General features: G+C 73.1%; 36 protein-coding genes. 32 read left to right on the top strand and 4 right to left on the bottom strand.

Annotation, left to right across the window (positions count from 1 at the left end; genetic code table 11):
• Nucleotides 1-2 precede the first annotated feature (2 nt).
• From rplF to map, 8 genes are read left to right on the top strand one after another with little or no spacing between them, the layout of a single operon-like run.
• Nucleotides 3-539, top strand: coding sequence for a 50S ribosomal protein L6 (gene rplF, locus ABIB37_RS02880; protein WP_123697058.1), 537 nt, complete (start codon nt 3-5; stop codon nt 537-539).
• Nucleotides 539-910 carry a 50S ribosomal protein L18 gene (gene rplR, locus ABIB37_RS02875; RefSeq protein ID WP_123697059.1) on the top strand — a complete coding sequence of 124 codons (372 nt, stop codon included), beginning with the start codon at nt 539-541 and terminating at the stop codon, nt 908-910. The genes rplF and rplR overlap by 1 nt, the downstream gene beginning before the upstream one ends.
• Nucleotides 907-1,626, top strand: a complete 720-nt coding sequence (rpsE, locus tag ABIB37_RS02870; protein WP_123697060.1) for a 30S ribosomal protein S5 — start codon at nt 907-909, stop codon at nt 1,624-1,626. Before rplR ends, rpsE begins: the two co-directional genes overlap by 4 nt.
• Nucleotides 1,623-1,811 (top strand): 50S ribosomal protein L30, encoded by a 189-nt coding sequence (rpmD, locus tag ABIB37_RS02865; protein ID WP_123697061.1) that lies wholly within the window; start codon nt 1,623-1,625, stop codon nt 1,809-1,811. Before rpsE ends, rpmD begins: the two co-directional genes overlap by 4 nt.
• Entirely contained in the window at nt 1,804-2,268 is a 465-nt protein-coding gene (gene rplO / locus ABIB37_RS02860) for a 50S ribosomal protein L15 (RefSeq protein ID WP_354256478.1), read from the top strand. Before rpmD ends, rplO begins: the two co-directional genes overlap by 8 nt.
• Nucleotides 2,269-2,328: 60 nt before the next feature.
• Entirely contained in the window at nt 2,329-3,660 is a 1,332-nt protein-coding gene (secY, locus tag ABIB37_RS02855) for a preprotein translocase subunit SecY (RefSeq protein WP_123697063.1), read from the top strand.
• The gene (locus ABIB37_RS02850; protein ID WP_123697064.1) at nt 3,661-4,242 is read left to right on the top strand and encodes an adenylate kinase; all 582 of its coding nucleotides are present in this window, start codon (nt 3,661-3,663) and stop codon (nt 4,240-4,242) included.
• Nucleotides 4,242-5,072, top strand: a complete 831-nt coding sequence (gene map, locus ABIB37_RS02845; protein WP_354256474.1) for a type I methionyl aminopeptidase — start codon at nt 4,242-4,244, stop codon at nt 5,070-5,072. The genes ABIB37_RS02850 and map overlap by 1 nt, the downstream gene beginning before the upstream one ends.
• Here map and ABIB37_RS02840 read toward each other — a convergent pair.
• Both ABIB37_RS02840 and ABIB37_RS02835 read right to left on the bottom strand, forming a co-directional pair.
• Nucleotides 4,999-5,487 (bottom strand): ImmA/IrrE family metallo-endopeptidase, encoded by a 489-nt coding sequence (locus ABIB37_RS02840; RefSeq protein ID WP_354256471.1) that lies wholly within the window; start codon nt 5,485-5,487, stop codon nt 4,999-5,001. The two genes, map and ABIB37_RS02840, sit on opposite strands and share 74 nt — an antisense overlap.
• Nucleotides 5,432-5,905, bottom strand: a complete 474-nt coding sequence (locus ABIB37_RS02835; RefSeq protein WP_354256468.1) for a helix-turn-helix domain-containing protein — start codon at nt 5,903-5,905, stop codon at nt 5,432-5,434. The genes ABIB37_RS02840 and ABIB37_RS02835 overlap by 56 nt, the downstream gene beginning before the upstream one ends.
• Nucleotides 5,906-6,057: 152 nt before the next feature.
• Between ABIB37_RS02835 and ABIB37_RS02830 the strand changes: the two genes are divergently transcribed.
• From ABIB37_RS02830 to rplQ, 20 genes are all read left to right on the top strand, one after another.
• Nucleotides 6,058-6,261 carry a hypothetical protein gene (locus ABIB37_RS02830; protein WP_354256466.1) on the top strand — a complete coding sequence of 68 codons (204 nt, stop codon included), beginning with the start codon at nt 6,058-6,060 and terminating at the stop codon, nt 6,259-6,261.
• Nucleotides 6,262-6,346: 85 nt separating this feature from the next.
• Nucleotides 6,347-6,625: an uberolysin/carnocyclin family circular bacteriocin gene (locus tag ABIB37_RS02825; protein WP_354256464.1), complete on the top strand. Its 279-nt coding sequence runs from the start codon at nt 6,347-6,349 to the stop codon at nt 6,623-6,625.
• A gap of 1 nt (nt 6,626) precedes the next feature.
• Complete coding sequence (locus ABIB37_RS02820; protein WP_354256463.1) at nt 6,627-7,208, top strand: stage II sporulation protein M; 582 nt, start codon at nt 6,627-6,629, stop codon at nt 7,206-7,208.
• Between the two features lie 14 nt (nt 7,209-7,222).
• Complete coding sequence (locus tag ABIB37_RS02815) at nt 7,223-7,774, top strand: hypothetical protein (protein ID WP_354256461.1); 552 nt, start codon at nt 7,223-7,225, stop codon at nt 7,772-7,774.
• Nucleotides 7,771-8,169: a hypothetical protein gene (locus ABIB37_RS02810; protein ID WP_354256458.1), complete on the top strand. Its 399-nt coding sequence runs from the start codon at nt 7,771-7,773 to the stop codon at nt 8,167-8,169. The genes ABIB37_RS02815 and ABIB37_RS02810 overlap by 4 nt, the downstream gene beginning before the upstream one ends.
• Nucleotides 8,166-9,308 carry a hypothetical protein gene (locus tag ABIB37_RS02805; RefSeq protein WP_354256455.1) on the top strand — a complete coding sequence of 381 codons (1,143 nt, stop codon included), beginning with the start codon at nt 8,166-8,168 and terminating at the stop codon, nt 9,306-9,308. Before ABIB37_RS02810 ends, ABIB37_RS02805 begins: the two co-directional genes overlap by 4 nt.
• A complete protein-coding gene (locus ABIB37_RS02800; RefSeq protein WP_354256453.1) occupies nt 9,305-9,922 on the top strand; it encodes an ABC transporter ATP-binding protein in 618 nt (205 codons plus the stop codon). The genes ABIB37_RS02805 and ABIB37_RS02800 overlap by 4 nt, the downstream gene beginning before the upstream one ends.
• Nucleotides 9,919-10,809, top strand: coding sequence for an ABC transporter ATP-binding protein (locus ABIB37_RS02795; RefSeq protein ID WP_354256450.1), 891 nt, complete (start codon nt 9,919-9,921; stop codon nt 10,807-10,809). Before ABIB37_RS02800 ends, ABIB37_RS02795 begins: the two co-directional genes overlap by 4 nt.
• Complete coding sequence (locus ABIB37_RS02790) at nt 10,806-11,573, top strand: hypothetical protein (RefSeq protein WP_354256447.1); 768 nt, start codon at nt 10,806-10,808, stop codon at nt 11,571-11,573. Before ABIB37_RS02795 ends, ABIB37_RS02790 begins: the two co-directional genes overlap by 4 nt.
• Nucleotides 11,574-11,686: 113 nt before the next feature.
• Nucleotides 11,687-11,941 carry an HPr family phosphocarrier protein gene (locus tag ABIB37_RS02785; RefSeq protein WP_354256444.1) on the top strand — a complete coding sequence of 85 codons (255 nt, stop codon included), beginning with the start codon at nt 11,687-11,689 and terminating at the stop codon, nt 11,939-11,941.
• Between the two features lie 31 nt (nt 11,942-11,972).
• Nucleotides 11,973-13,538: a PTS mannitol transporter subunit IIBC gene (locus tag ABIB37_RS02780; RefSeq protein WP_354256441.1), complete on the top strand. Its 1,566-nt coding sequence runs from the start codon at nt 11,973-11,975 to the stop codon at nt 13,536-13,538.
• Nucleotides 13,539-13,551: 13 nt separating this feature from the next.
• Entirely contained in the window at nt 13,552-13,983 is a 432-nt protein-coding gene (locus tag ABIB37_RS02775; protein WP_123697075.1) for a PTS mannitol transporter subunit IIA, read from the top strand.
• Nucleotides 13,983-15,101: a mannitol-1-phosphate 5-dehydrogenase gene (locus ABIB37_RS02770; protein ID WP_354256438.1), complete on the top strand. Its 1,119-nt coding sequence runs from the start codon at nt 13,983-13,985 to the stop codon at nt 15,099-15,101. Before ABIB37_RS02775 ends, ABIB37_RS02770 begins: the two co-directional genes overlap by 1 nt.
• A gap of 99 nt (nt 15,102-15,200) precedes the next feature.
• Nucleotides 15,201-16,094: a hypothetical protein gene (locus tag ABIB37_RS02765; RefSeq protein WP_354256435.1), complete on the top strand. Its 894-nt coding sequence runs from the start codon at nt 15,201-15,203 to the stop codon at nt 16,092-16,094.
• A gap of 116 nt (nt 16,095-16,210) precedes the next feature.
• Complete coding sequence (gene infA / locus ABIB37_RS02760) at nt 16,211-16,432, top strand: translation initiation factor IF-1 (RefSeq protein WP_123697078.1); 222 nt, start codon at nt 16,211-16,213, stop codon at nt 16,430-16,432.
• Between the two features lie 68 nt (nt 16,433-16,500).
• Nucleotides 16,501-16,614 carry a 50S ribosomal protein L36 gene (rpmJ, locus tag ABIB37_RS02755; protein WP_004008316.1) on the top strand — a complete coding sequence of 38 codons (114 nt, stop codon included), beginning with the start codon at nt 16,501-16,503 and terminating at the stop codon, nt 16,612-16,614.
• Between the two features lie 258 nt (nt 16,615-16,872).
• On the top strand, nt 16,873-17,250 hold the full coding sequence (rpsM, locus tag ABIB37_RS02750; RefSeq protein ID WP_123697079.1) for a 30S ribosomal protein S13: 378 nt from the start codon (nt 16,873-16,875) through the stop codon (nt 17,248-17,250).
• A gap of 24 nt (nt 17,251-17,274) precedes the next feature.
• Nucleotides 17,275-17,673, top strand: coding sequence for a 30S ribosomal protein S11 (gene rpsK, locus ABIB37_RS02745; protein WP_123697080.1), 399 nt, complete (start codon nt 17,275-17,277; stop codon nt 17,671-17,673).
• A gap of 99 nt (nt 17,674-17,772) precedes the next feature.
• Entirely contained in the window at nt 17,773-18,762 is a 990-nt protein-coding gene (locus tag ABIB37_RS02740; RefSeq protein WP_123697081.1) for a DNA-directed RNA polymerase subunit alpha, read from the top strand.
• Nucleotides 18,763-18,798: 36 nt separating this feature from the next.
• Nucleotides 18,799-19,386 (top strand): 50S ribosomal protein L17, encoded by a 588-nt coding sequence (gene rplQ, locus ABIB37_RS02735; protein WP_123697082.1) that lies wholly within the window; start codon nt 18,799-18,801, stop codon nt 19,384-19,386.
• A 58-nt stretch (nt 19,387-19,444) separates the two neighbouring features.
• Here the strand turns inward: rplQ and ABIB37_RS02730 are convergent, their stop codons facing one another.
• Nucleotides 19,445-21,232 (bottom strand): glycoside hydrolase family 15 protein, encoded by a 1,788-nt coding sequence (locus ABIB37_RS02730; protein ID WP_354256426.1) that lies wholly within the window; start codon nt 21,230-21,232, stop codon nt 19,445-19,447.
• 90 nt (nt 21,233-21,322) lie between these two features.
• Here ABIB37_RS02730 and truA point away from each other — a divergent pair, with 90 nt between their 5' ends.
• Nucleotides 21,323-22,147: a tRNA pseudouridine(38-40) synthase TruA gene (gene truA, locus ABIB37_RS02725; protein ID WP_354256423.1), complete on the top strand. Its 825-nt coding sequence runs from the start codon at nt 21,323-21,325 to the stop codon at nt 22,145-22,147.
• 24 nt (nt 22,148-22,171) lie between these two features.
• On the opposite strand, the gene ABIB37_RS02720 is transcribed toward truA, so the two are convergent.
• Complete coding sequence (locus tag ABIB37_RS02720; protein WP_354256420.1) at nt 22,172-22,816, bottom strand: HAD hydrolase-like protein; 645 nt, start codon at nt 22,814-22,816, stop codon at nt 22,172-22,174.
• Nucleotides 22,817-22,919: 103 nt separating this feature from the next.
• Between ABIB37_RS02720 and ABIB37_RS02715 the strand changes: the two genes are divergently transcribed.
• The 3 genes from ABIB37_RS02715 to rpsI all read left to right on the top strand — a co-directional run bounded on the left by ABIB37_RS02715 (nt 22,920) and on the right by rpsI (nt 25,471).
• Nucleotides 22,920-24,347, top strand: a complete 1,428-nt coding sequence (locus ABIB37_RS02715) for a DivIVA domain-containing protein (RefSeq protein WP_354256417.1) — start codon at nt 22,920-22,922, stop codon at nt 24,345-24,347.
• A gap of 177 nt (nt 24,348-24,524) precedes the next feature.
• The gene (gene rplM / locus ABIB37_RS02710) at nt 24,525-24,971 is read left to right on the top strand and encodes a 50S ribosomal protein L13 (protein ID WP_354256414.1); all 447 of its coding nucleotides are present in this window, start codon (nt 24,525-24,527) and stop codon (nt 24,969-24,971) included.
• A gap of 20 nt (nt 24,972-24,991) precedes the next feature.
• Nucleotides 24,992-25,471: a 30S ribosomal protein S9 gene (gene rpsI / locus ABIB37_RS02705; protein WP_354256411.1), complete on the top strand. Its 480-nt coding sequence runs from the start codon at nt 24,992-24,994 to the stop codon at nt 25,469-25,471.
• Nucleotides 25,472-25,474: the final 3 nt, after the last annotated feature.

Raw genomic sequence — 25,474 nt, 5'->3', positions numbered from 1 at the left:
ACATGTCACGAATCGGACGACTCCCCATCGACATCCCCGCTGGTGTCGAGATCACGGTGCACGACGACGTCGTCACCGTCAAGGGCCCGAAGGGCGAGCTGCAGACCCCGATCGCGAAGCCGATCCAGGTCGAGGTCGCCGACGGCCAGATCCAGGTCACGCGCCCGGACGACGAGCGCCAGTCGCGCTCGCTCCACGGCCTGACCCGCACCCTCATCGCCAACGACATCGTCGGCGTCACCGAGGGCTACTCGAAGTCCCTCGAGGTCGTCGGCACGGGCTACCGCGTCGCCGCCAAGGGCACGGGCATCGAGTTCGCGCTCGGCTTCTCGCACCCCGTCAACGTCGAGCCGCCCGCCGGCATCACGTTCGCGGTCGAGGGCAACAACAAGCTCACCGTCAGCGGCATCTCGAAGCAGGCCGTCGGCGAGGTGGCTGCGAACATCCGCAAGCTGCGCAAGCCCGAGCCCTACAAGGGCAAGGGCGTCCGCTACGCGGGCGAGCAGATCCGCCGCAAGGCTGGAAAGGCTGGTAAGTGATGGGCATCGGTACCCGAGGCAAGAGCAAGTCGGCTGCCCGCGGTCGTCGCCACGCACGTCTCCGCAAGAAGATCGTCGGCACCGGCTCGATGCCGCGCCTCGTCGTCACCCGCTCGGCACGCCACGTGTTCGTGCAGGTCGTCGACGACTCGCAGGGCATCACCGTCGCGTCCGCGTCGACCATGGAGGCTGACCTCCGCGCGTTCGACGGCGACAAGACGGCGAAGGCCAAGCGCGTCGGCGAGCTCGTCGGCGAGCGCGCCAAGGCGGCAGGCGTCGAGTCTGTCGTGTTCGACCGAGGTGGCAACCGCTACGCCGGTCGCGTCGCGGCCATCGCCGATGGCGCACGAGAGGCAGGGCTGGGACTGTGAGCGAAGAGAACAAGGACACGCAGGTGACGGACACCACGCAGGCTGCGACGGCTCCGGCCGCCGATGCCGCGACGTCGTCGGACCACCGCGACGAGCCCCGCGAGCAGCGGCGCGGCAGCCGCGATCGCGGCACGCGCAACGAGCGCGGCCGTCGCGACGACCGCACGGAGAACCAGTTCCTCGAGCGCGTCGTGACGATCAACCGCGTCTCGAAGGTCGTCAAGGGCGGCCGCCGCTTCAGCTTCACGGCGCTCGTCGTCGTGGGTGACGGCGACGGCATGGTCGGCGTCGGCTACGGCAAGGCGCGCGAGGTCCCCACGGCGATCTCGAAGGGCGTCGAGGAGGCGAAGAAGAACTTCTTCCGCGTCCCTCGCATCGCCAACACGATCCCGCACCCGGTGCAGGGCGAGGCCGCTGCCGGCGTCGTGCTGCTCCGTCCCGCTGCCGCCGGTACCGGCGTCATCGCGGGCGGCCCCGTGCGCGCCGTGCTCGAGTGCGCCGGCATCCACGACGTGCTGAGCAAGTCGCTGGGCTCGTCGAACTCCATCAACATCGTCCACGCGACGGTGGCTGCGCTGCGCGCCCTCGAGGAGCCCCGTGCGGTCGCTGCTCGTCGTGGCCTCGACGTGGACCGCGTCGTCCCGGCTCGCCTGCTGCGCGCCGAGGCGGAGCACACCAAGCACGAGGCCGAGATCGCGAAGGCGGCATCCAAGTGAGCAAGCTGAAGATCACGCAGATCAAGTCTGTGATCAGCGAGAAGCAGTACCAGCGCGAGACGCTGCGCTCGCTGGGCCTCAAGCGCATCGGCCAGTCGGTCGAGCGCGAGGACACCCAGCAGAACCGCGGCTACGTGAACACGGTGCGGCACCTCGTCAAGGTCGAGGAGATCGAGAATGACTGACAAGAACGAGTCGGCCGAGCTGCCGGCGCTCAAGGTCCACCACCTCCGGCCCGCGCCGGGCGCGAAGAAGGCGCGCACGCGCGTCGGTCGCGGTGAGGCGTCGAAGGGCAAGACGGCCGGTCGAGGCACCAAGGGCACCAAGGCCCGCTACTCCGTGCGCCCCGGCTTCGAGGGCGGCCAGCTGACGAGCGTCATGCGCGCTCCGAAGCTGCGCGGCTTCAAGAACCCGTTCCGCACCGAGTACCAGGTCGTGAACGTCGGGCAGCTCAACGAGCTGTTCCCCGGCGGCGGTGACGTGACGGTGGCCGACCTGGTCGCCAAGGGCGCCGTCCGCAAGAACGAGCTCGTCAAGGTGCTCGCCGGCGGCGAGCTGTCGGTCGCGCTGACGATCAGCGTCGACAAGGTCTCGGCTGCTGCAGAGCAGAAGATCGTGGCCGCTGGCGGCTCCGTCAAGTAAGTAGGCTGAGGGGCGGTCCGTGCGCGGGCCGCCCCGATTGCCATTCTCGGAAGGCTGCACGTGTTCAGTGCCATCGCACGCATCTTCAAGACGCGCGACCTGCGTCGGAAGATCCTCTTCACGCTCGCCATCGTGGCGGTGTTCCGGCTGGGGTCGTTCATCCCCGCGCCGTTCGTCGACTACAGCAACGTGCAGGCGTGCATCGCCGCGAACCAGACCGCGACCGGCCTGTACCAGCTCGTCAACCTGTTCTCCGGCGGCGCGCTGCTGCAGCTGAGCATCTTCGCGCTGGGCATCATGCCGTACATCACGGCGTCGATCATCGTGCAGCTGCTCCGCGTCGTCATCCCCCACTTCGAGACCCTCTACAAGGAGGGCCAGTCGGGCCAGGCGAAGCTCACGCAGTACACGCGCTACCTCACGATCGCGCTCGGCGTGCTGCAGTCGACCACCCTCATCACGGTCGCCCGCTCCGGCGCGCTGTTCTCGTCCACCGGCGGCCCGTCGCTGCCGCAGTGCCAGAACCTGCTGACGAACGACTCCTGGTGGTCGATCGCGCTCATGATCATCACGATGACCGCCGGCACCGGCCTCATCATGTGGCTCGGCGAGCTCGTCACCGAGCGCGGCATCGGCAACGGCATGTCGCTGCTCATCTTCACGTCGATCGCCGCGACCTTCCCCGGCGCCCTCGGCATCATCTTCGAGACGCAGGGTCCCAACACCTTCATCATGGTGCTGCTCGTCGGCGTCCTCATCATGGGCCTCGTCGTCTTCGTCGAGCAGTCGCAGCGGCGCATCCCGGTGCAGTACGCGAAGCGCATGGTCGGCCGACGGATGTACGGCGGTCAGTCCACCTACATCCCCATCAAGGTCAACATGGCCGGCGTCGTGCCCGTCATCTTCGCCTCGTCGCTGCTCTACCTGCCGGCGCTCGTCGCGCAGTTCAACATGCCCGCCGACGGCACCACGCCGGCCGACTGGGTGCTGTGGGTGCAGGCGAACTTCACGACCGGCGACCACCCGCTCTACATGCTGGTGTTCTTCCTGCTCATCGTCGGCTTCACGTACTTCTACGTCGCGATCACCTTCAACCCGGAGGACGTCGCCGACAACATGAAGAAGTACGGCGGCTTCATCCCGGGCATCCGCGCCGGCCGCCCGACGGCCGAGTACCTCGACTACGTGCTGACGCGCATCACGTTCCCGGGCTCGCTGTACCTGGGCCTCGTCGCGCTCATCCCGCTGATCGCGCTCGCGACAGTGGGGGCCAACCAGAACTTCCCGTTCGGCGGCGCGTCCATCCTCATCATCGTCGGCGTCGGCCTCGAGACGGTCCGCCAGATCGACGCGCAGCTGCAGCAGCGCCACTACGAAGGGCTGATCCGCTAGATGCCGAACCTCCTCATCGTCGGCCCGCCCGGTGCGGGCAAGGGCACGCAGGCAGCACGCATCGCCGAGGCGCTCCGGGTGCCGGCGGTGTCGACCGGTGACATCTTCCGGCAGAACATCAAGGAGCAGACCGAGCTCGGCCAGCGGGTCACGGCCATCCTCGACGCGGGGGAGTACGTGCCGGACGAGCTCACGAACGAGCTCATCGACGACCGCCTTGCCCAGCCGGACGCCGAGCAGGGCTACCTGCTCGACGGCTACCCGCGCACCGCCGGGCAGGTCGAGTTCCTCGACGGGGTCAACCTCCACCGCGGCGAGCAGCTCGACGCCGTCGTGCGCCTGGTCGCCGACACCGACGAGGTCGTGCGCCGGCTGCTGGCCCGTGCCGAGCTCCAGGGCCGCAGCGACGACTCCGAGGAGGTCATCCGCCACCGCCTCGACGTGTACGAGCGCGAGACGGCACCGCTCGTGGCGATCTTCGAGGAGCGCGGGCTCGTCGTCGAGGTCGACGGGATCGGGCCCGTCGACGAGGTGACCGAGCGCGTGCTCGCCGGGCTCGCCGAGCGCGGCATCACGGCGTGATGCGCGGCCGCGGCCCCTACAAGTCGCGCCGCGAGCTCGCCGCCATGCGCGAGCCGGGCCGGATCACGGCGCTCGCCCTCCAGGCGGTCGAGTCGGCCGTCCGGGCAGGCGTCACGACGCTCGAGCTCGACCGCATCGCGGAGCGCGTCATCCGCGAGCACGGCGCGGTGCCGAACTTCCAGCTCGAGCCGGGCTACGAGCACACCCTGTGCGTCAACGTCAACGACGTCGTGGTGCACGGCATCCCCGGGGATCGCGTGCTGGAGCCGGGCGACCTCGTCACCGTCGACTGCGGCGCGACGATCGGCGGCTTCCACGGCGACGCCGCGATCAGCGTCGTGGTGCCCGGCGGCGATCCCGAGCGCACCGCGGCGCGCGAGCGCCTGAGCGACGTCACGCGCGGCGCCCTCTGGGCGGGGATCGCCGCGCTCGCGGGCGCGCGGCAGCTCGGCGAGGTCGGCGCCGCGGTCGAGGACCACATCGACGCGAACAGCGACTTCCGCATCGACGAGGACTACATCGGGCACGGCATCGGCACCCGCATGCACGAGGACCCCCCGGTGTTCAACTACCGCACCCGCGTCGTCGGGCCGGCCGTGAAGCCCGGCCTGTGCGTCGCGATCGAGCCGATCATCCACGCCGGCGGCGCCGAGACGACCGTCGACGGCGACGGCTGGACCGTGCGCAGCGCCGACGGCTCCGACGCGTGCCAGTGGGAGCACTCGGTGGCCGTCCACAGCGGCGGCATCTGGGTGCTCACCGCCCTCGACGGCGGCGCCGCGGCGCTCGCGCCGCTCGGGGTCGTGCCGGTGCCGATCCCCGAGCGCTGACGCACGCGGCGCTACCGGGCAGCGCCCGGTAGTCGCGCACGACCTCGACCGTGACGCCGAGCTCGTCGGCGAGCTCGTGGTCGTCGCGCGCCCACGCGGATGCGGCGCGCAGCGCGACCGGGTCGATGAGCACGCGGGCGGCGAATCGCTCGGCCGCGCGCTCGTCGGCCGGCGAGCCGCCGGCGTGGCCGTGCAGCGCGTGGCCCAGCTCGTGCGCGAGCACGCAGCGCTGCTCGACCGGGGTCAGGCCGCGGGCGAGCAGGATGCGGCGGCCGGCGTCGTCGTAGGCACCCAGCCAGTCCGGCGGCAGGCGCACGACCCGCATCTCGACCCCGGCCTCGCGGCACAGGGCGACGAGCTCAGTCAGCGTGGGGCTCGTCCCTGCGAGCGCTGCCGCGCCTCGCCGCAAGTCCATGCAGGTGCTCCTCGGTGCCGTCGGCGTCTGCGATCGCGGTCACCGTAGCCTCGCCCGCTGACACGCCGCCCGCGCGGACGTGCGCCGCGAGGGTCGCGATCGCGGCGTCGGCGGCCAGGTGCCGGCGGTCCGGCGGCACGTTCGACAGCAGCTCGGCCATCACGGCCGTCCACAGCTCGACGTCGGGGTCCTGCGGCCGCGCATCCGTCGCGAGGCCCAGGGCGGCGAAGAGGCGACGCAGCACGTCCTCCTGCGGCGCGCCGGATCCGCGCTCGATGTTGCTCACGGTCGTGCGGTCGACGTCGGCGAGCGCGGCGAGCGCCTTCTGGCTGAGGCCCTGGCGCATCCGGGCAGGGCGCACGAGCTCGCCGTAGCGCTGGCGCTCGCTCGCGCTCGCTCCTCGGAGGTGGATGGACATGCGACCTCATCTCGTCGAGGGTCAGCGTATCCGCCCCGGGCGCGGCACAAGCGGGCTGCTTCTCGACCGATGTCGACTCGAGAGGCGCTTTTCCCCACACCGGCTCCGAAAAGCACTTGCGCAACCGTCGAAAACCTGGCATGGTTTGCCGCATGGCGGTCGAATCACGCATCGGAGCGACGCTCATGGCGCTCCGGACGCGCGTGGGCCTCAGCCAGGCCGAGCTCGCGCTGCTCGCCGGCGCACCGCTCGCGACGGTCATGGGCGTCGAGAGCGGCGCGATGGAGCCGCCGGCGGGGCTGGTCGCCCGGCTGACCGCCGCGATCGCGATCGGGCTCCGCGGGAGCGCGGGCTGATGCGCGCCGCCACTCGCCGCGACCCACCGACTCGTGCCGACAGGCACGGGCACCCGGCAAGCGGGTGCGACGAAGGAGGAAGCACATGCACATGAAGACGCGCAGGGCCAGGGCCGCGGTGTGGGCCGCGTCGGCGGGCGTCGCGGTGGTCGGGCTGGCGATGGCGGGCCTGTCGCTCGCCTGGCTCGTCGGCAGCTTCGGGCTGTCCGCGGCGGCGGCGACGCAGATCGTGACCGCGGTCGAGATCGGCGGAGCCGCGCTCGCGGTCGTCTCGATCATCCTCGGCGGCGGCATCGCCGGCGCGGTCATCTCGACCATCGTCTGGTACCTCAAGCGCAAGCTGCGCAGGCTGGCGATGGCCTGAGATGCCCGCCGGCACCCTCGCGACGCCCCGGTCGGCGGGGGTGTCGGTCGCCCTCGCATCGCTCGCGCTCGGCGCGGTCGTCGCCGCGACCGCTGCCCCCGCCGGTGCGCTCGCGGCGCGCAACGCCGCGGCGCTGGCCGCCGGCGACCTCGACACCGCGGTGCTCGCGGGCGACCGGGACGTCGGCGCGATCGCGGTGCGGAACCTGGGCGCGATCGCGCTCCTGGCGGCCGGAGCGCCCACGCTCGGCACGCTCACCGTCGTCGCCGGCGTCGTGCTCGGCACCGGGCTCGGCCTGTCGGGCGCCGCGGTGCTCGCGGCGCTCGGCCCGGTGGAGGCGCTCGCGCGCGTCGGCCCGTACATCGCGTTCGAGCTCACCGCGGTGGTGCTGGCCGCCGGCGCGGGCGTGCTGCCCACCGTCCACGCGGTCATCGCGACGGCCGCTCGAGGGAGCAGGACGCGGTTCTCCGCCGCCTACGGGAGCGCGCTGCCGACGAGCCTCGCGCTGACCCTCCTCGCCGCGGTGCTCGTCGTGATCGGCGCGTGCATCGAAGCCGTCGTCATCGCCGGGCACGCCCGCTGATCGAGAGGAGCACCATGATCCACCCATCGGGCATGACCGGCGTGCGAGCCGGCAGCGAGGCGGGCACCTCGCCCGGGATGTGGGCCGTCGTCATCGCCGCTGCCGCGGCCCTGCTGTGCCTGCGGATGCCGGCGTTCCTCGCCGTCGCCGAGGCCGCGGTCACCGAGCAGGCAGAGGCGCTCGGCGACCCGCAGCTCGCGGGTGCGGCGACCGCCGTCGGGGCGGGCGCGGCGGTCGCGATCCACCTGCTCCTGCTCGGGCTCGGCGCGCTGCTCGCCGCGCTGCTGGAGCGTGCGCTCGGCCCGCGTGCGCTCCGCACGCGCCGCGGCCGTGCGAGGCTCGGCGTGGGCGGCGCAGCCTTCGCCGCGATCGTCCTCGGGCTGCAGGTCGCCGCGCTGGCCGAGGGTGTCGCCGCCGTCGAGCGCTCCTGGCCCGTGTGGCTCTGCGCCGCGGCGGTCGCGGCGCTCGTGCCCGTGGCGTTCCGGGACGCGCGCTCGTCGCTCGCGTCCTACGCCAGGTCGCTCACGGCGACCGGTGCGACGGCGGTGCTGCTGTGCCTCGGATGACGCGCTCGTTCCGACTGCCGCTGCTCGCGGTCCGGGTGCCGCTCGGCGCCGTCGGCGTCCGGACGCTCGCGGCGGTGTCGCTGCTCGGCTCGGCCGCGCTCGTGGCGCTGCTCGCCGCCGCCGAGCTCCCCGCCGGTCGCGCGCACCTCGCGTCGCCGCTCGCGCTCGCGCTCTCGGTGCTCGCGATCGTCGCGACCGTGCCGGCGCTGCTCGACGGCCGGCTGCGCTTCCCGCTCGCGGGCATCGCCTCGCTGTGCCTCGGCCTCGTCGCCGCCGTCACGATCGGGCTGGGCGCATCCGCGCTCGCGACCGCGCTGGGGTGGGCCGTCGTGGTCGCGGGTGCTGCGACCGGTGCCTACCACCTGCTGGGCTCCGAGCCGCGGGACCGCGGATGACGAGCGGGGCGCGCGTCCGGCACGCGCCTCGAGGGCTGCGCGCGGACCTCGCCCCGACGGCCGGCGTGCTGGCGACGGCGATGCTGCCCCTCCGGCTGCCGCCCGAGGCGGTGCGATCGCTGCGGTGGCCGCTCGCCGGCGCAGGCGTCGGCATCGCGACGGCGTTCGTCATGGCGCTCGCGGTCGCGACGGAGCTCGCGCGGGCGGCGTGGGGGAGCGGACCCGTCGCCGCCGCGATCGTCCTCGCCGCGCTCGTCGCGCCGGTCGGGCGCGTCGTGCTCGGCGCACCGCCGTCGCTCGCGGTGGCGCTCGCGCGCTGCGCGCCGCTGCTGTGCGCGCTCGACCTCGGCGGCGCACCGCTCGCTCGGATGGGCGCGCTCGCGGTGGGCGTCCCTGCGGTCGTCCCGACCTCCGTGCTCGGGGCGGCCGCGGCCACCGTGCTGGCGGTTCGCGGCGCACCGGCCGCAGCGCTCGCCGTCGGCGCCGCGGTCGTCGTCGGCGCGCTCGCCGCGGTGCTGCCGGCGCTGCGCGCCGGTGCGCGGCTCACGGTCGGCGCCGCCGGCACGACGCTGCGCACGCTCGCGGCGCGTCGGCTCGCGGCCGTGGGGACGCTCGCGGTCGCGCTGCCGGTCGTGCGGGTCGCGCCGTGGCCGGCCCTGCCATCCGTGCTCCAGGCCGCGCCGCCAGACGTCGCCGTCGGGGCCGCGGCCATCGCCGCCGCCAGCTGGATCGCGGGCGACGGCCTCGTCGTCGACGCCCGACCATGGCTCCGGCTCCAGGCGACGCTCGTCGACTGCAGTGCAGCAGCGGTCGGGCTCGTCGCCCGAGCCGCCGCGGCGGGGGCATCGGCGGCGGCGGCCGTCGGGCTCGTCGTGGGGAGCGCGGCCGGGGCGCTCGCCGGGACGGACGCGGGACTGCGCGCGGGCCTCGGCGCGGCGGCGATCGCGGGTGCCGTCCTCGTCGTGCTCGTGCTCGCGCCCGACCCGACGGCGGTGCTCGCGCGGAGCGTCGTCTTCGCGCTCGCGGCGGCACCGACGACGTGCGCGCTGCTCTCCGGCGCCGCGACGGCATGGCTCGTCGCGACCCCGATCGCCATCGCGGCGCTCGGCGCCGCCGTGCTCGCGCGCAGGCTCACATGATCGCGATCGAGGTCCGCGGCGTCGGCGCCGTGCGTCGCGGCCGGCACGCCGTGCCCGTGCCGGACCTCTCGCTCTCGGGGCCGGGCCTCGTGCGGGTGCGCGGCGCCAACGGCGCCGGCAAGAGCACGCTCATCGAGCTGCTCGCGGGCGGCATCGCCCCGGCCGTCGGCGACGTCCGGATCTGCGGGGTGCGCGCCGACGCGCGCGCGGCGCGCGACCTGCGGCGCGTGTGCCGCACCGAGATCGCGCTCCTCGGCCACGTGGCGCTCCGGCGGCACGCGGCGCTCTTCGCCCGAGCCGCAGCCGTGCCCGCCCTCGAGGCGCTCGGCGCGCTCGCCGATGAGGGCCTCGCCGACCGGCTCGACGATCGGGCCGACGCGCTCTCGACCGGCGAGGCGCGCCGCGCCTGGGTGCGGCTCACCACGCTGGGCGCCGCGCCGGTGCTGCTGCTCGACGAGCCGCTGCTCGGCGTCGACGAGGCCGCCGAGGAGGCGCTCCGCCGGCGCATCGATGCGTGGGCGCTGGAGCGGCTCGTGCTCGTGGTCGACCACGGGCGGCGCGAGTGGGGCGGGTGCGCGCTCGACCTCTCGCGGCGGGCACGGACCTCGCCGTGAGGGCGGCCATCGAGGTCGCGGGGCTCACGGCGGCGTTCGGCGGGCGGACGGTGCTCGACGGCGTCGCGTTCACCGTGCCGTGGGGCGCGGTGACGGGCTTCGTCGGGGTCAACGGCGCGGGCAAGACCACGACGCTGCGCCGCATCGTCGGGCTCGAGGCCGGCGGCGGGATCGCGAGGGTGGCAGGGATGGCCTACGCCGACCTCGAGGCACCGGCGGCGATGCTCGGCTGCTGCCCGGACGTGCTCGGCGCCGCACCGGGCCAGACCGCCGCGCAGCACCTCGACGCGCTCGCCCTCCGCGCCGGCCTCGACCGCGGCGCAGCACGTCGGGCGCTCGCCGAGGTCGGGCTCTCGGGCGTCGACGGACGCATCCGCACGCTGTCGCTCGGTCAGCGCCGCCGGCTCGCGATCGCCGGAGCGCTGCTGGCCGAGCCGCGCGTGCTCGTGCTCGACGAGCCGTTCGACGGGCTCGACCCCGGCGGCCGCCGATGGCTCTCGGCGCGGCTGCGGGCGCACGCCGACGCCGGGGGCGCGGTGCTGCTGTCGGCGCACGCGCTCGACGAGGCGGAGCCGCTGCTCGACCGGCTCGTCTGCCTCCACGCCGGAGCCGTGCGCTTCGAGGGCCCGACCGAGGCGTTCCTGCGCGCGCACGCTGCGCCGGTCGTGCTCGTGCGCTCGCTCGACCAGCCTCGGCTCGCGAGGGCGCTGCAGGCGGCGGGCGCCGTCGTGCACCGCCGCAGCGGCGACGCGCTCGCGGTGCGCGAGCTGGATGCGCCCGCGATCGCCCGCGTCGCGGCGCGCCTCGGCGTGCTGCTGACCGAGCTCGCACCCCGACGCACGTCGCTGAGCGACGCCTTCGCCGCGGCCGTCGGGGCTGCGCCGTGACGCGGCCGCGCTTCCGGACCCTCGCGGCCGCCGAGCTCGCGGCGATGCGCGGACGGCGACTGGGGTGGGCCGTCGTGCTGGCTGCCGCCGGATCGTGCGTCGGCGGGCTCGCCATGGCCGCGCTCGTGCTGCCCTTCGACGCCGCCGCCATCGAGGCGAGCACGGTCGTCGTCTCCCGCGGCTCGGCGGCGGCCGTCGCGGTCGCCGTGCTCGCCGCCCTCGCCGTCGCGGGCCCATACAGCGACGGCTCGTGGATGCACGCGGCGCTCGCGGTGCCCCACGTCGGGCGCAGGCTCGCGGCGGGCGCGGTGCCGGCCGTGGGCGTCGGCGTCGGGCTCGGCGCGGTCGCGATCGCGTCCGCCGCGGTCGGTGCCGCGCTCGTCGATGCGTCGGCGCTCCGGGCGCTGCCCGTGGCCGCCGCGGCGCACCTCGGCGCCATCGCCGTCTGGTCGGTGTGGCTGGTGTGCCTCGCGCACGCGACGCGGTCGCCGCTCGCGACCCTCGGCATCGGGGCAGGCCTGCCGCTCGTGGCCGAGCCGGCGCTCGCCGGGCTGCTCGCGATCACCCCGGTCGCCGACGCCAGGTGGTGGCTGCTGCCCGGGATCGCGCTGCGATCGCTCGCCGAGGTGCCGGTCGGCGAGGGGGTCGTGCTCGACGGGCCGTCACCGGCGCAGCTCCCGCTGCTGCTCGCGAGCGTGCTCGGATGGACTGCCGCCGCGGCGCTCGCGGCGTGGCTGCGAGCCCGTGGCGCGCAGCCGCGCTGACCCGCCCGGGGACGTCGCGCCGGAGCGCCGCACACGCGTCCCCCGGCGCCCGAGCACCGGTGGTAGCGTGACAGCGATCTCGGGCCGCCCAGGCCCGACCGCGAAGGAGCACCATGGCCGAGCGCACCGTCACCGTCGAGTCCGCGCACGGGCTCCACGCCCGCCCCGCATCCCTGTTCGCGCAGGCTGCGGCGAAGGCGTCCAGCCCCGTCACCGTCACGAAGGGCGACAAGCAGGTCAACGCCGCCAGCATCCTGTCGGTCATCTCGCTCGGCGTCTCGAAGGGCGACGAGGTGACGATCGCCTCCGACGACGAGGCGAAGCTCGACGAGCTCGAGCAGCTCCTCTCCACCGATCACGACGCCTGACCCAGGCACTGGCACCAGCACGGAGTCGACCATGACCACCACCGCAGCACCGGCTCAGACGGGCGGCGCTCGCGTCGCCGTCCAGAAGTTCGGCACCTTCCTCTCCGGCATGATCATGCCGAACATCCCGGCGCTCATCGCGTGGGGCATCCTCACCGCGCTCTTCATCCCCGTCGGCCCGTTCCCGAACGAGGGGCTCGCCACGATCGTCGGCCCGACGATCCACTACCTGCTCCCCATCCTCATCGCCGGCACCGGCGGCCGGATGGTCTACGAGACGCGCGGCGCCGTCGTCGGCGCGTTCGCCGTCATGGGCGCGATCGCCGGCTCCGACCTGCTCATCGACCGGATCAACGCCGAGGGCGAGGGCGGCCTCGGCTACGTCCACATGTTCATCGGCGCGATGATCCTCGGCCCGCTGTCGGCATGGGTCATGAAGCAGCTCGACAAGCTCTGGGACGGCAGGGTCAAGGCCGGCTTCGAGATGCTCGTCAACATGTTCTCGGCGGGCATCGTCGCCTTCCTCATGGGGCTCGTCGGCTTCTACATCGTCGCCCCGATCGTCAACTGGATCATGTCGGTCGTCGGCGGCGCCGTCGGCTGGCTCGTCGAGACCGGCCTGCTGCCGCTCGCCTCGATCCTCATCGAGCCGGCGAAGGTCTTCTTCCTCAACAACGCGATCAACCACGGCGTGCTCACCCCGCTCGGCACCACCGAGGTGGCGAACGACGGCAGCTCGATCCTGTTCCTGCTCGAGGCGAACCCCGGCCCGGGCCTCGGCCTGCTGCTCGCGTTCTCCGTCTTCGGCGTCGGCGCCGCGCGCGCCACCGCTCCGGGCGCGGCGATCATCCAGTTCCTCGGCGGCATCCACGAGGTCTACTTCCCGTACGCCCTCATGAAGCCGACGCTCATCCTCGCGCTCGTGCTCGGCGGCGCCTCCGGCGTCGCGACGAACATGCTGCTGAACACGGGCCTCGCCGGTCCCGCGGCCCCTGGCAGCATCTTCGCCGTGGCAGTCCAGGCCGGCCTCGTCGGCGGCGGCAACCTCGTGGGCGTGCTGCTCTCCGTCGTCATCGCGACCGCGGTGACGTTCGCCGTGGCGGCCGTCATCCTGCGCGCGGGTCGCAAGCGCGACCTCGAGCGCGAGGCGGCGGGCGACGACGCGCTCGGTGCCGCGGTCGCGCAGACGACGGCGAACAAGGGCAAGGAGTCGGCGCACCTGTCGAACCTGACCGCCGCATCGGGAGCGCCGGGCGCCACGGCGCCGGCCGGTGCAGCAGGCGGCACCTCCGTCGCTGCAGAGCCGATCCGGAAGATCGTCTTCGCGTGCGACGCCGGCATGGGCTCGAGCGCGATGGGCGCGAGCGTGCTGCGCAACAAGATCAAGAAGGCGGGCATCGAGGGGGTCGAGGTCACGAACATCGCGATCGCCAACCTCGACGCGTCGACGGCCGACCTGATCGTCACGCACCGCGACCTCACCGACCGCGCGCGGCAGCGCACGCCCGACGCCATGCACGTCTCGGTCGAGAACTTCATGAACAGCCCGAAGTACGACGAGGTCGTCCGCCTCGTCGACGAGTCCAACGCGCAGTAGCAGAAGGAGCCCCATGCCCGTCCTCTCGATCGAGCAGATCACGACCACCCCGAAGGCCGCCACGAAGGACGAGGCGATCCAGGAGGCCGCCGACATGCTCGTCGCCGCGGGCGCCGTCACGACCGACTACGCCGACGCCATGCGGGAGCGGGAGGCGAGCGTGTCGACGTACATGGGCAACCTGCTCGCCATCCCGCACGGCACGAACGAGTCGAAGGGCGCGATCCTCGATTCGGCGCTCTCGGTCGCGCGCTACGACGAGCCGCTCGACTGGGACGGCAACCCGGTGAAGTTCGTGGTCGGCATCGCCGGCAAGGACGGCGGGCACCTCGAGATCCTGTCGAAGATCGCCATCGTCTTCGCCGACGAGGACGAGGTCGCCAAGCTCGAGGCCGCCCCCGACGCGGCGGCGATCCTCGAGCTGCTCGGCGACGTCAACGAGTGATGCGGGCCGTCCACTTCGGCGCCGGCAACATCGGCCGCGGCTTCGTCGGGCTGATCCTGCACCGCGCCGGGTACGACGTGACCTTCGTCGACGTCAACCCCGAGCTCATCGGCATGCTGCAGCAGGCCGATGCGTACCAGGTGCGCGAGGTGGGGCCGGAGGCCCGGATCCACACGGTCACGGGGTTCACGGGCATCGACTCGTCGGCCGACCCGGATGCGGCGGCCCGCGCGGTCGCGGAGGCCGACGTCGTCACGTGCGCCGTCGGCCCGACGGTGCTGCGCTTCATCGCCCCGGTGATCCGCGCCGGGCTCGCGCTCCGCGACGGGGACCCGGTGACGGTGATGGCGTGCGAGAACGCGATCGGCGCCTCCGACACGCTGCGCGAGCTCGTGCTCGACGGCGCCCCCGAGCTGGCCGACCGAGCGGTGTTCGCCAACACGGCCGTCGACCGCATCATCCCACCGCAGGACCCGCACGGCCTCGACGTCGTGGTCGAGGACTTCTTCGAGTGGTCGATCGATCGAGGGCCGTTCGGCGGCACGGCACCGACGATCCCGGACGCCCACTTCGTCGACGACCTCGCGCCCTTCATCGAGCGCAAGCTGTTCACGGTGAACACGGGCCACGCCACGACCGCGTACGCCGGCTACGCGGCCGGCATCGAGACGATCGCCGAGGCGCTGCAGTCGCCCGAGATCCGCGCAGCGGTCGAGGCCTCGCTCGCCGACACGTCGCGGCTGCTCGTGGCGAAGTTCGGCTTCGACCCCGACGAGCACGCAGCCTACGTGGCTCGCGCGATCGCGCGCTTCGAGAACCCCGCGCTGCCCGACACGTGCGAGCGGATCGGCCGCCAGCCGCTGCGCAAGCTGTCGCGGCACGAGCGCTTCGTGCAGCCGGCCGCCGAGCTCGCCGAGCGCGGCGAGTCGGCGGACGCCCTCGTCGCCGCCTACGCGAGCGCGCTGCGCTTCGACGCCGAGAGCGACGAGCAGGCGGCCGAGCTGCAGCGGCTGCTCGCCGAGCTCGACCCGGCGGCGTTCGTCGCCGAGGTGAGCGGCATCGACGGCGGGCCGCTGCAGGCGCAGCTCGTCGGCGTGGTGCAGGCCGCGAAGGGCTGAGCGTCCGTCCATCCCGGTGCGGCAGGATCGGAGCATGGCGGATGCGGTGGGTCGAGCGGGTGGCGGCGCGCGGAGCGCCGTGCTGACGCGGAGCCGGCGGTGCTGACCCGGGGCTCGCGGCGCAAGGGCCGCTCGAGCGCCAACCCGCGCCAGCGGCTGCTGCACGGCTGGGACTGGAGCGATCCGCGGATCGAGCTCGACGAGCTCGCGCCGGCGAGCCGCGTGCTGGTCACCGCCGGGGCGGGCGAGCTCGCCGCGGCGCTCGCCGCCGCCGGTCACCGGGTGTCCGCGCTCGGCGCGAACCGCGAGCAGCTCGACTACGCCCGCCGGCGAGTCGAGGGCGGGCCGTTCGAGCCCGGGGCGGCGGAGCGGCTGTTCGACGTCGGGCGCGGCATGGTGCGCGCGGCGAGCCCGGCGTGGAGCCGCCGGCGGGTGCGGCAGTTCCTGCAGGAGGACGACCCGCTCCGCGCCGCCGCGGAGTGGAAGGCACGGCTCGACAACCGCACGCTGTCATCGATCCTGCGCACGATGCTCGGGCCCGCCGGCGCGCTCTCGGCGCTCATCCTGCGCGACTTCTCGACGCCCATCCCGCCGCACTTCGAGGAGGCCATCCGCGGCCGCATCGCTCGCGCGCTCCGCAAGCACCCGCCGAGCGGCAACCCGTACGCCTGGCGGCTGCTGCTGGGGGAGGACCTGCCAGGGCACCGGCTGCCCGCCGTCGACCCGGCGGCGATCGAGTGGATCGACGAGCCGCTCCTCGACCACCTCGAGCGCTCGCAGCTCGGCCGCTACGACGCGGTCTCGCTCTCGAACGTGGTCGACGGGGCGGATGAGCGCTGGGTGCGCGACCTGCGGAAGGCCGCCGTGCGTGCGGTCGCCCCGGGCGGACCCGTCATCGCGCGGTCGTTCGCGACCACGATGGACGACGAGGCGGCGAAGCGCGCGCGTCGCGACCGGGCGATGCTGTGGGGCTCGATCGTCGTGCACCGGTGAGCGACACGCCCGGCTTGCATTGCGAACCGCACCCCGCGTAGAGTTGACCGTTGGTGTCGCGCGCCCTCTGTGCGCGGCACTCGCATGACCGGCAACCAAACGTTACAGAAGAGGCTATGGCCAAGAAAGACGGCGTCATCGAGATCGAAGGCTCGGTGATCGAAGCGCTCCCGAACGCGATGTTCCGCGTCGAGCTCTCGAACGGGCACGTGGTGCTCGCACACATCTCCGGCAAGATGCGGCAGAACTACATCCGCATCCTGCAGGAAGACCGAGTGATCGTGGAGCTGAGCCCATACGACCTCAGTCGCGGTCGCATCGTCTACCGCTACAAGTAACCACTGGCTGCTGGACAAGGAACGGCTCGCGCACTCGCGCGAGCACGAGGCCAGCGAGGAAAGCACACATGAAGGTCAACCCCAGCGTCAAGCCCATCTGCGACAAGTGCAAGGTCATCCGCCGGCACGGTCGCGTGATGGTCATCTGCGAGAACCCCCGCCACAAGCAGCGGCAGGGTTGATGCCGCAGCGCGCGGAGCGACGCAGTCGCGTCGCGCGCGACGGCATCTGAGGTCGAGGAGCACGCGCCCAAGGCGCGCGCGTCACGAAAGCCGGCTGTCCACGGCAGCGCAGGCACAACTCAATACGAACCTCATCCCAGCGGGATGGGGTTGCACCCAGCAGCGGTAAGAGCTCTCTCACGAGGGCGACACCTTGGGGAGAGGCCCAGGCACCTCCGCTGCTCCACACCTCTCAACCACTCCTGAAGGAGACACACGATGGCACGCATCGCAGGTGTCGACATCCCGCGCGACAAGCGCGTGGAGATCGCACTGACGTACATCTTCGGCGTCGGCCGCACCCGGTCGATCGCAACGCTCGAGGCCACCGGCATCGATCGCAACACGCGCGTCAAGGACCTCACGGACGACCAGCTCGTCGTGCTCCGCGACCACATCGAGGGCACGTTCAAGGTGGAGGGCGACCTCCGTCGCGAGGTCGCCGCGGACATCCGCCGCAAGGTCGAGATCGGCTCGTACCAGGGCATCCGCCACCGTCGCGGTCTCCCCGTGCACGGCCAGCGCACCAAGACCAACGCGCGCACCCGCAAGGGCAAGAAGCAGACGGTCGCCGGCAAGAAGAAGGCCGGCCGCTAGGCCGCGGGGAAGAGGTAGAGAACAATGGCAGCTCCCAAGTCCGCGGTCCGCAAGCCGCGTCGCAAGGACAAGAAGAACATCGCCGTGGGCCAGGCCCACATCAAGTCGACGTTCAACAACACGATCGTGTCGATCACCGACACCACCGGCGCCGTCATCACGCAGGCATCGGGCGGTGCGGTCGGCATGAAGGGCTCGCGCAAGTCGACGCCCTACGCCGCCCAGCTGGCAGCCGAGTCGGCTGCCCGCCAGGCGCAGGACCACGGCATGAAGAAGGTCGACGTCTTCGTCAAGGGCGCAGGCTCCGGCCGTGAGACGGCGATCCGCTCGCTCCAGGCCGCCGGCCTGGAGATCGGTGCGATCCACGACGTGACGCCGCAGGCGCACAACGGCGTTCGCCCGCCGAAGCCCCGCCGCAACTAAGTCGCTCCTGCCGGGCGGGCGGTCCACGCCCGCCCGGCATTCCGCCGTCACTGAACACGCGAGTCATATAGCGGACTCGCGACCGAAAGGAACCGACACGTGCTGATCGCCCAGCGCCCCACTGTCACCGAGGAGATCATCGCCGAGCACCGCTCGCGGTTCACGATCGAGCCGCTCGAGCCAGGCTTCGGCTACACCCTCGGCAACTCCCTCCGCCGCACCCTCCTGTCGTCGATCCCCGGCGCAGCCGTCACGAGCATCCGTCTCGATGGCGTCCTGCACGAGTTCTCGACGATCGCCGGTGTGAAGGAGGACGTCACCGAGATGATCCTCAACATCAAGCAGCTCGTGGTCTCGTCGGAGCACGACGAGCCCGTGGTCGCCTACCTCTCGCGCCAGGGCGCGGGCACGGTGACGGCCGCCGACATCACCGCTCCGGCCGGTGTCGAGATCCACAACCCCGAGCTCGTGCTCGCGACGCTGAACGACTCGGCGAAGCTGCAGCTCGAGCTCACGATCGAGCGCGGCCGCGGCTACGTCTCGGCTGCGCAGAACCGCGACGAGTTCGCCGAGGCCGGGGTCATCCCGATCGACTCGATCTACTCGCCCGTGCTCAAGGTCACCTACCGCGTCGACGCGACGCGTGCCGGTGAGCGCACCGACTTCGACTCGCTCGTCGTCGACGTCGAGGCGAAGCCGGCGATCACGCCGCGCGACGCCATCGCGTCGGCCGGTCGCACGCTCGTCGAGCTGTTCGGCCTGACGCGCGACCTGAACGCCGAGGCGGAGGGCATCGAGATCGGCCAGGCGCCGGCCGAGGCCATCGGCTCCGGCGAGCTCGCCACGCCGATCGAGGAGCTCGACCTGTCGGTCCGCTCGTACAACTGCCTCAAGCGCGAGGGCATCAACACGGTGTCCGAGCTCGTGGCGCTGAGCGAGACGCAGCTCATGAACATCCGCAACTTCGGCCAGAAGTCGGTCGACGAGGTCAAGGACAAGCTCGTCGAGCTCGGCCTGTCCCTCAAGGACGCGGTGCCCGGCTTCGACGGCGCGCACTTCTACAGCGGTTACGACGAGGACGCTCGCTGAACGCGGGCCGACTGAAGAACTAGAGGGAAACGAACCATGCCCAAGCCCACCAAGGGTCCCCGCCTCGGAGGCGGTCCTGCGCACGAGCGCCTGCTGCTCGCGAACCTCGCGGCCGCGCTCTTCACGCACAAGTCGATCAAGACGACCGAGACGAAGGCCAAGCGCCTCCGCCCGATCGCTGAGCGCCTCATCACGTTCGCCAAGCGCGGCGACCTGCACGCGCGTCGTCGCGTGCTCGGCGTGATCGGCGACAAGGGCGTCGTGCACGAGCTCTTCACCGAGATCGCGCCGCTCGTCGCCGAGCGCGAGGGCGGCTACACCCGCATCACGAAGCTCGGCTTCCGCAAGGGCGACAACGCCCCGATGGCGCAGATCGAGCTCGTGCTCGAGCCGGTGCAGAAGAAGGTCTCGAAGTCGAAGGCATCCGCCGCCGCGACGTCGGCAGCCGCCGACCAGCAGGCCGAGGAGGCCAAGGTCGACGAGGCTCCGGTCGAGGAGGCCGTGGTCGACCCGACCGAGGCAGCCGAGGCCGACGCCGCTGCGGCTGACGTCGCGACCACCGAGGCGCCCGAGGCGGGCGACGAGGCCGTCGAGGCTGAGCCGGCCAAGGACGAGACCAAGTAGGTCCACCCCACGACGAAGGGCCCCGCGCGAGCGGGGCCCTTCGTCGTGCGCGGCGCGATCAGCCGGCGCGCCGCTCGGCCTTCGCGATCTCCGCCGCCGCGAGCACGAGCCCCAGGTGCGAGAAGGCCTGCGGGAAGTTGCCCCAGTGGTGGCCGGTGGCGGGGTCGATCTCCTCGGCGAGCAGCCCCACGTCGTTGCGGAGCGCGATGAGTCGCTCCATGAGCGCGCGCGCGTCGTCGAGCCGGCCGCACTGCGCGTAGGCGATGACGAGCCAGAAGGCGCACAGCACGAACGGATGCTCGTCCCCGGCGAGGCCGTCGACGCCCGTCGTGCGGTACCGCAGCGGCAGCCCGTCGACGAGCAGCTCCCGCTCGATGCGCGCGATCGTGCCGAGGAAGCGCGGGTCCCGCGCGTCGACGATGCCGATCGTCGGCAGCTGCAGCAGCGACGCGTCGACCTCGCTCGTGTCGTAGTGCTGGCGGAACGAGCCGGTGGCGGTGTCGAAGCCGAGGGTCAACACCTCGTCGCGCAGCAGGTCCCGCAGCTCGATCCAGCGCGTCGGGTCGCCGTCGCAGCCGCTCTCGACCGCGCGCACCCCGCAGTCGAAGGCAGCCCACATCATGGCGCGCGAGTGCGTGAACCGCTGCGGCTCGCCGCGCATCTCCCACAGGCCGTGGTCGGGCTGCTCCCAGTGCGTCGCGAGCTCGTCGAGCAGCGCCCGCTGCAGGTGCCAGGCGTCGAGGGTGTCGGCGAGCCCGATGTCGCGCAGGCGCTCGAGCGTCAGCATCACCTGCCCGAGCACGTCGTGCTGGCGCTGCTCGGCGGCGCCGTTGCCGATCCGGACGGGCCTCGCGCCGCCGTAGCCGGGGAGGTGGTCGAGCTCGAGCTCCGGCAGCTCCCGCCCGCCGTCGCGGCGGTACATGATGCGCATGTCGGCCGGGTCGCCGGCGATCGCGCGCAGCAGCCAGTCGCGCCACAGCCCCACGCGCTCGTCGAGGCTGACGGCGAGCATCGCGTCGACCGAGAGCGATGCGTCGCGCAGCCAGGTGAAGCGGTAGTCCCAGTTGCGCTCGCCGCCGGGCGACTCGGGCAGCGACGTGGTCGGGGCGGCCAGGATGCCGCCGGTCGCGTCGTCGGTGAGGGCGCGCAGCACGAGCACGCTCGTCTGCACCGCTTCGAGGTAGGGGCCCTCGTAGTCGAGGCTCGCGAGCCAGTCGGACGACTCGGCGATCGTCGTGCGCACGACCTCCGCCTCGCCGACGGGCTCGGCGATCGGCAGCCACGAGTGCTGCCAGCAGAGGTCGAGCTCGAAGCGCTCGCCCGCGCGCACCTCGAAGGTCGCGCGGTGCGCGTGCCGGTGCGCCCTCGGCAGCGGCGCGCCGCGCAGCACGAGCCGGTCGGGCCCCGCGATCGCCACGAGCACCTCCTCGCCGTGCTCGCGCATCCGCCGGAACCACGGCGGCACGCGCCCGTAGCCGAAGCGCACGACGAGGTCCTGCTCGAGCTCGACGACGCCGTCGACGCCGTCGATGATGCGCACGACGTCGGCGCGGTCGTCGCCCGTCGGCATCGCATCCGTGATGCGCACCGTGCCGGTCGCCGTCTCGTGCGTGGTCTCGAGCACGAGGCTGCCGGGCAGGTAGCGGCGCGTGGTCGTCGCCGGGCCGGTCGGGCCGATCCGCCAGCGGCCGTGCTCGCGCTCGCCGAGCATGGCGGCGAAGCACGCGGGGGAGTCGAAGTGGGGCAGGCACAGCCAGTCGATGGAGCCGTCCCGGCCGACGAGCGCGGCGGTGGTGCGGTCGCCGATCACGGCGTAGTCCTCGATGGGCTGCGGGGGTGTCGGCATGTCGCGAGGCTATCGAGCCGACCTCCGCGGCCTGTCCAGGGCGCTGTGCGAGCGGCGCGACCCCGGATGCTCGGTGCATAGGGTTGCTGCATGCCGCGCATCCGCCTCGACCTCGCCTACGACGGCAGCGGGTTCGCCGGCTGGGCGGCGCAGCCGGGGCTGCGCACGTGCCAGGGAGAGCTCGAGCGGGCGCTCGCGACGATCGCCCGCGAGCCCGTGCGGGTGACGGTCGCGGGCCGCACGGATGCCGGCGTCCACGCGAGCGGGCAGGTCGCGCACGCGGACGTGCCCGTCGCCATCGCGGCGGACGCTGCCGAGCGGCCGCAGCGCCTCGCGCACCGGCTCTCGAGGCTCGCGGCGCCCGAGGGCGACCTCGTCGTGCGGGCGGCGTCGGTCGCGCCCGCCGGCTTCGACGCGCGCTTCTCGGCCGTGTCGCGCTCGTACCGCTACCGGATCGTCGCGGGTCCCGCCGACCCGCTCGAGCGGCGCACCGCCGCGCACGTGCCGCAGGCGCTCGACGTCGACGCCATGCGCCGCACGGCGGCCGAGCTCGTCGGGCTGCGCGACTTCGCGGCCTTCTGCAAGCCGCGCGAGGGCGCCACGACCATCCGCGAGCTGCGTGCCTTCTCGTGGGCGCACGAGGGGCAGCTGCTCACGGCATCGCTGACCGCCGACGCCTTCTGCCACTCGATGGTGCGCGCGCTCGTCGCGGCGTGCGTGCGCGTGGGGGAGGGCAGGCTCGGCCTCGCGCAGGCGGTCGCGCTGCTCGACGAGCGGCGCCGGTCATCGCTCACGGGCCTCATGCCCGCCCGCGGGCTCACGCTCGTCGAGGTCGGCTACCCGGCCGACGACGAGCTCGCCGCGCAGGCCGAGCGCGCGCGGGCGCGTCGCAGCGCCGCAGACCTCGACGCCTGAGAGACCTCGACGCCTGAGGCGCGGTCAGCCCGCGAGGGCCTCGCGCAGCTCGTCGACCGTCTCGACGATGCGGTCGGCCCCGGCCTCGGCCAGCTCGGCGCGGCCGCCGTAGCCGTACGCGACGCCGATGCTCCGCACGCCGAGCTCGCGCGCGGAGGCGATGTCGTTGATGCGGTCGCCCACCATGACCACGCGGTCGGCCGGCAGCCCGAGCGACGCCATGGCGCGCTCGATGACCGGCGCCTTCGAGTGGCCGGCCTCGCCGTCGATGCGCCCGTGGACGCCGCGGAAGCGGTGGCGGAGCGCGTAGTGCTCGACGACCGCCTCGGCGTCGCGCTGGATCTTGTGCGTCGCGACCGCGAGCGGGCGGCCCGACTCGTCGAGGTCGGCGACCAGGCGGTCGACGCCCGGGTAGAGCGTCGAGTCGACGAGCCCGCCGTCGGCCATGTGGGCGCGGAAGGCCGTGAGCGCGACGGCGATCTCGTCGGGCGTCCTGCCGGCCTCGGCGAGCACGGTCACGAGCGGCGGGCCGAGCCAGCGGAGCAGCTCCTCATCGCTCGGCTGCGGCCACCCGACCGCGTCGTGCATGTGCCGCAGGCTCGCGAGCAGGCCCTCCTTGGAGTCGGTGAGGGTGCCGTCGAGGTCGAAGATGATGCCGTGGGGAGTCATGTCCCTCCATCCTCCCAGGTATCAGATCGGCCTGCCAGCGGATCCGCTCGCGGCTTAGGATGGCGGCGGCCGACGAGGGGTCGGCCGGGAGCCGGGAGTGGTCATGTCGGAGCAGCAGGCAGCGTTCGATCAGGTCTTCCGCGGCTACGACCGCGAGCAGGTCGACGGCGCGCTCGCCGAGCTGCGGTCGGCGCTCGAGGACGCCAGGCGCGCGAGCGATGCGGCTGCGCTCGCGAACGAGGCGACCGTGCAGCACCTCACCGAGGACCTCGACGCCGCGATCGCGCGCGCCGACCAGGCAGAGGCGCGCATGCTGCGACTCGCCCAGCAGGTGCAGACGCTCGACGGCGACGGGGACGACGACGCCCCCGAGGGCGATGCCGAGGACGGCCGCCAGACCCGCGTGCGATTCTCGGAGATCCTGCGCGTCGCCGAGGACCAGGCGTCGACGCTCGTGCAGAACGCCTCCACGTCGGCGCAGCGCGTGCTCGACGACGCGAACGCCGAGCGCGACCGCATCCGCCGGGACGCGCAGGAGGAGGCCCAGCGCGTGCTGCAGGAGGCGCAGCACGAGGCGGAGCTCGTGCGACGCCGCAGCGAGACGGAGCAGACCGCGCACCGCGCGCGCCTCGAGGGCGAGCTCGGCTCGCTCGGCGAGAAGGTGTCGCAGGCCGACCGCGAGGCGCAGGTGCTGCTCGGCGAGGCCGAGCGGGCCGCCGCGGCGCTGCGCGCCCAGGCGACGCGCGAGACCGACGACCTCAAGCTCGACGCCGACCGCGTCGTGCGCGAGGCCAAGGCCCGCCGGGTCGAGCTCGACGCGGCGCTCAGCCGTCGGCAGGACGACGCGCAGCAGGAGTTCCTGCGGCTGCACAACCAGGCCGTCGCGCACGCCGAGCGCATCACGGCCGACGCGAACGAGAAGGTCGCCTCCGCGCTCGCCCACGCGACGCACGTGGCCGAGCAGTCGGAGGCCTACGAGCGGCTCTCGAAGGCGCAGGCCGCGCAGATCGAGGCGAGTGCGAAGGCGCGGGCGTCGTCGATGCTCGACGAGGCCCGGCAGCGAGCGCAGGCGATCGTCGACGCCGTCGCGGGCCACACGAAGGACGTGCTGCGCGACGCCGAGGACCGCGCGCGGGGGCTGCGCTGGCAGCAGCAGCAGCTGCAGGGCTTCATGGCCGAGGTGCAGTCGCTCATGCGCGTGGCCGACGCCGCCGACCCGCGCACGTGGAGCTCGGCGGGCGCCGAGCCGGCCGCCGGCCAAAGGTCGAGCAGCACCCCGAGCGCCCCGGCGCCGGATGCGGGCTCGAGCCCCGCTGGCTCGCTCCCGGTCGTCGCGGCCGAGGATCGGGCCGTCGTGTCCGACGGCTTCACCGCAGCCGCACCCGACGTCGACCCGCTCGCCGACCTGACCCTCGCGGTCGACGAGCCGATCGAGGGGGAGGCGCTCGAGTCGCCCGCGACCCGCGAGGAGGTCGTCGAGGTCGTCTGGCACGACGACGAGGAGCAGTACGATCCGTCGATCGACCGCTGAACCGGTCGCGCCGCGCCCGCGCTTGACCCGGGGCTGTCCGCACGGCTAGGCTCGACCCTTGGTGCGTGCAGCCTGCGCGCGCCCGAATGAGCCCTCCACCGGATCGTTCCGCCGCATCGCGGCGCAGAACACCTCGGAGTGGGATTCACGACCATCCATTCGATCAGTGAGGCACCAATGACTCGCACCTACTCGCCCAAGGCGAGCGACGTCCAGCACGACTGGATCGTCATCGACGCCACCGACGTGGTCCTCGGACGCCTGGCCAGCCACGCGGCTGCCATGCTCCGCGGCAAGCACAAGCCGACGTTCGCCCCCCACATGGACATGGGCGACTTCGTCATCATCGTGAACGCCGAGAAGGTGGCGCTCACGGGGCAGAAGCTCGCCAAGAAGGTGGCCTACCGCCACTCGGGCTACCCGGGCGGCCTCAAGGCCGTCGGCTACGCCGAGATGCTCGACCGCTTCCCGGTCCGCACCGTCGAGAAGGCGATCCGCGGCATGCTGCCGAAGAACTCGCTCGGCCGCGCCCAGATCAAGAAGCTCAAGGTCTACGCAGGCCCGACGCACCCGCACGCGGCGCAGCAGCCGACCCCCTACACGTTCGACCAGGTCGCCCAGTAGGGCGCGAGGAGACACCAGACATGGCGAAGATCGCAGACTCCATCGAGGCTCCCGAGAGCTTCTCGACCGAGACGCCGGCAGCCGAGGCCCCTCGTGCCCCGCGCGTCGTCAACATCGGCGGCCAGGCCGTCGGTCGTCGCAAGCAGGCCATCGCCCGCGTGCGCCTCGTCCCCGGCTCCGGCTCGTTCACGGTGAACGGCCGCACGCTCGAGGACTACTTCCCGAACAAGCTGCACCAGCAGCTCATCAACGACCCGTTCACGCTCCTCGAGCTCACGGGCAGCTACGACGTGATCGCCCGCATCTCGGGCGGCGGCCCCTCGGGCCAGGCCGGCGCGCTGCGCCTCGGCATCGCGCGTGCGCTCAACGAGATCGACGTCGAGAACAACCGCGCCGAGCTCAAGAAGGCCGGCTTCCTCTCGCGCGACGCTCGCGTCATCGAGCGCAAGAAGGCCGGTCTCAAGAAGGCTCGCAAGGCGCCGCAGTACTCGAAGCGCTGATCG

Source organism: Agrococcus sp. UYP10, assembly GCF_040547205.1.
GTDB lineage: Bacteria > Actinomycetota > Actinomycetes > Actinomycetales > Microbacteriaceae > Agrococcus > Agrococcus jenensis.
The sequence above is the reverse complement of the archived record's forward strand: the minus strand, read 5'-3'. Positions and strand labels throughout refer to the sequence as shown.

Coding starts and splice junctions, on each gene's coding strand:
- map (WP_354256474.1), top strand. CDS start 4,242: ATGCGCGGCCGCGGCCCCTACAAGTCGCGCCGCGAGCTCGCCGCCATG.
- rpsK (WP_123697080.1), top strand. CDS start 17,275: ATGGCAGCTCCCAAGTCCGCGGTCCGCAAGCCGCGTCGCAAGGACAAG.
- rplM (WP_354256414.1), top strand. CDS start 24,525: ATGACTCGCACCTACTCGCCCAAGGCGAGCGACGTCCAGCACGACTGG.
- ABIB37_RS02815 (WP_354256461.1), top strand. CDS start 7,223: ATGATCCACCCATCGGGCATGACCGGCGTGCGAGCCGGCAGCGAGGCG.
- rpmJ (WP_004008316.1), top strand. CDS start 16,501: ATGAAGGTCAACCCCAGCGTCAAGCCCATCTGCGACAAGTGCAAGGTC.
- rplF (WP_123697058.1), top strand. CDS start 3: ATGTCACGAATCGGACGACTCCCCATCGACATCCCCGCTGGTGTCGAG.
- ABIB37_RS02850 (WP_123697064.1), top strand. CDS start 3,661: ATGCCGAACCTCCTCATCGTCGGCCCGCCCGGTGCGGGCAAGGGCACG.
- rplO (WP_354256478.1), top strand. CDS start 1,804: ATGACTGACAAGAACGAGTCGGCCGAGCTGCCGGCGCTCAAGGTCCAC.
- rplQ (WP_123697082.1), top strand. CDS start 18,799: ATGCCCAAGCCCACCAAGGGTCCCCGCCTCGGAGGCGGTCCTGCGCAC.
- ABIB37_RS02730 (WP_354256426.1), bottom strand. CDS start 21,232: ATGCCGACACCCCCGCAGCCCATCGAGGACTACGCCGTGATCGGCGAC.
- truA (WP_354256423.1), top strand. CDS start 21,323: ATGCCGCGCATCCGCCTCGACCTCGCCTACGACGGCAGCGGGTTCGCC.
- ABIB37_RS02840 (WP_354256471.1), bottom strand. CDS start 5,487: ATGGACTTGCGGCGAGGCGCGGCAGCGCTCGCAGGGACGAGCCCCACG.
- ABIB37_RS02805 (WP_354256455.1), top strand. CDS start 8,166: ATGACGAGCGGGGCGCGCGTCCGGCACGCGCCTCGAGGGCTGCGCGCG.
- rplR (WP_123697059.1), top strand. CDS start 539: ATGGGCATCGGTACCCGAGGCAAGAGCAAGTCGGCTGCCCGCGGTCGT.
- ABIB37_RS02720 (WP_354256420.1), bottom strand. CDS start 22,816: ATGACTCCCCACGGCATCATCTTCGACCTCGACGGCACCCTCACCGAC.
- infA (WP_123697078.1), top strand. CDS start 16,211: ATGGCCAAGAAAGACGGCGTCATCGAGATCGAAGGCTCGGTGATCGAA.
- ABIB37_RS02770 (WP_354256438.1), top strand. CDS start 13,983: ATGCGGGCCGTCCACTTCGGCGCCGGCAACATCGGCCGCGGCTTCGTC.
- ABIB37_RS02820 (WP_354256463.1), top strand. CDS start 6,627: ATGCCCGCCGGCACCCTCGCGACGCCCCGGTCGGCGGGGGTGTCGGTC.
- ABIB37_RS02775 (WP_123697075.1), top strand. CDS start 13,552: ATGCCCGTCCTCTCGATCGAGCAGATCACGACCACCCCGAAGGCCGCC.
- ABIB37_RS02715 (WP_354256417.1), top strand. CDS start 22,920: ATGTCGGAGCAGCAGGCAGCGTTCGATCAGGTCTTCCGCGGCTACGAC.
- ABIB37_RS02835 (WP_354256468.1), bottom strand. CDS start 5,905: ATGTCCATCCACCTCCGAGGAGCGAGCGCGAGCGAGCGCCAGCGCTAC.
- ABIB37_RS02830 (WP_354256466.1), top strand. CDS start 6,058: ATGGCGGTCGAATCACGCATCGGAGCGACGCTCATGGCGCTCCGGACG.
- ABIB37_RS02800 (WP_354256453.1), top strand. CDS start 9,305: ATGATCGCGATCGAGGTCCGCGGCGTCGGCGCCGTGCGTCGCGGCCGG.
- rpsI (WP_354256411.1), top strand. CDS start 24,992: ATGGCGAAGATCGCAGACTCCATCGAGGCTCCCGAGAGCTTCTCGACC.
- rpsM (WP_123697079.1), top strand. CDS start 16,873: ATGGCACGCATCGCAGGTGTCGACATCCCGCGCGACAAGCGCGTGGAG.
- ABIB37_RS02810 (WP_354256458.1), top strand. CDS start 7,771: ATGACGCGCTCGTTCCGACTGCCGCTGCTCGCGGTCCGGGTGCCGCTC.
- ABIB37_RS02785 (WP_354256444.1), top strand. CDS start 11,687: ATGGCCGAGCGCACCGTCACCGTCGAGTCCGCGCACGGGCTCCACGCC.
- ABIB37_RS02780 (WP_354256441.1), top strand. CDS start 11,973: ATGACCACCACCGCAGCACCGGCTCAGACGGGCGGCGCTCGCGTCGCC.
- ABIB37_RS02825 (WP_354256464.1), top strand. CDS start 6,347: ATGCACATGAAGACGCGCAGGGCCAGGGCCGCGGTGTGGGCCGCGTCG.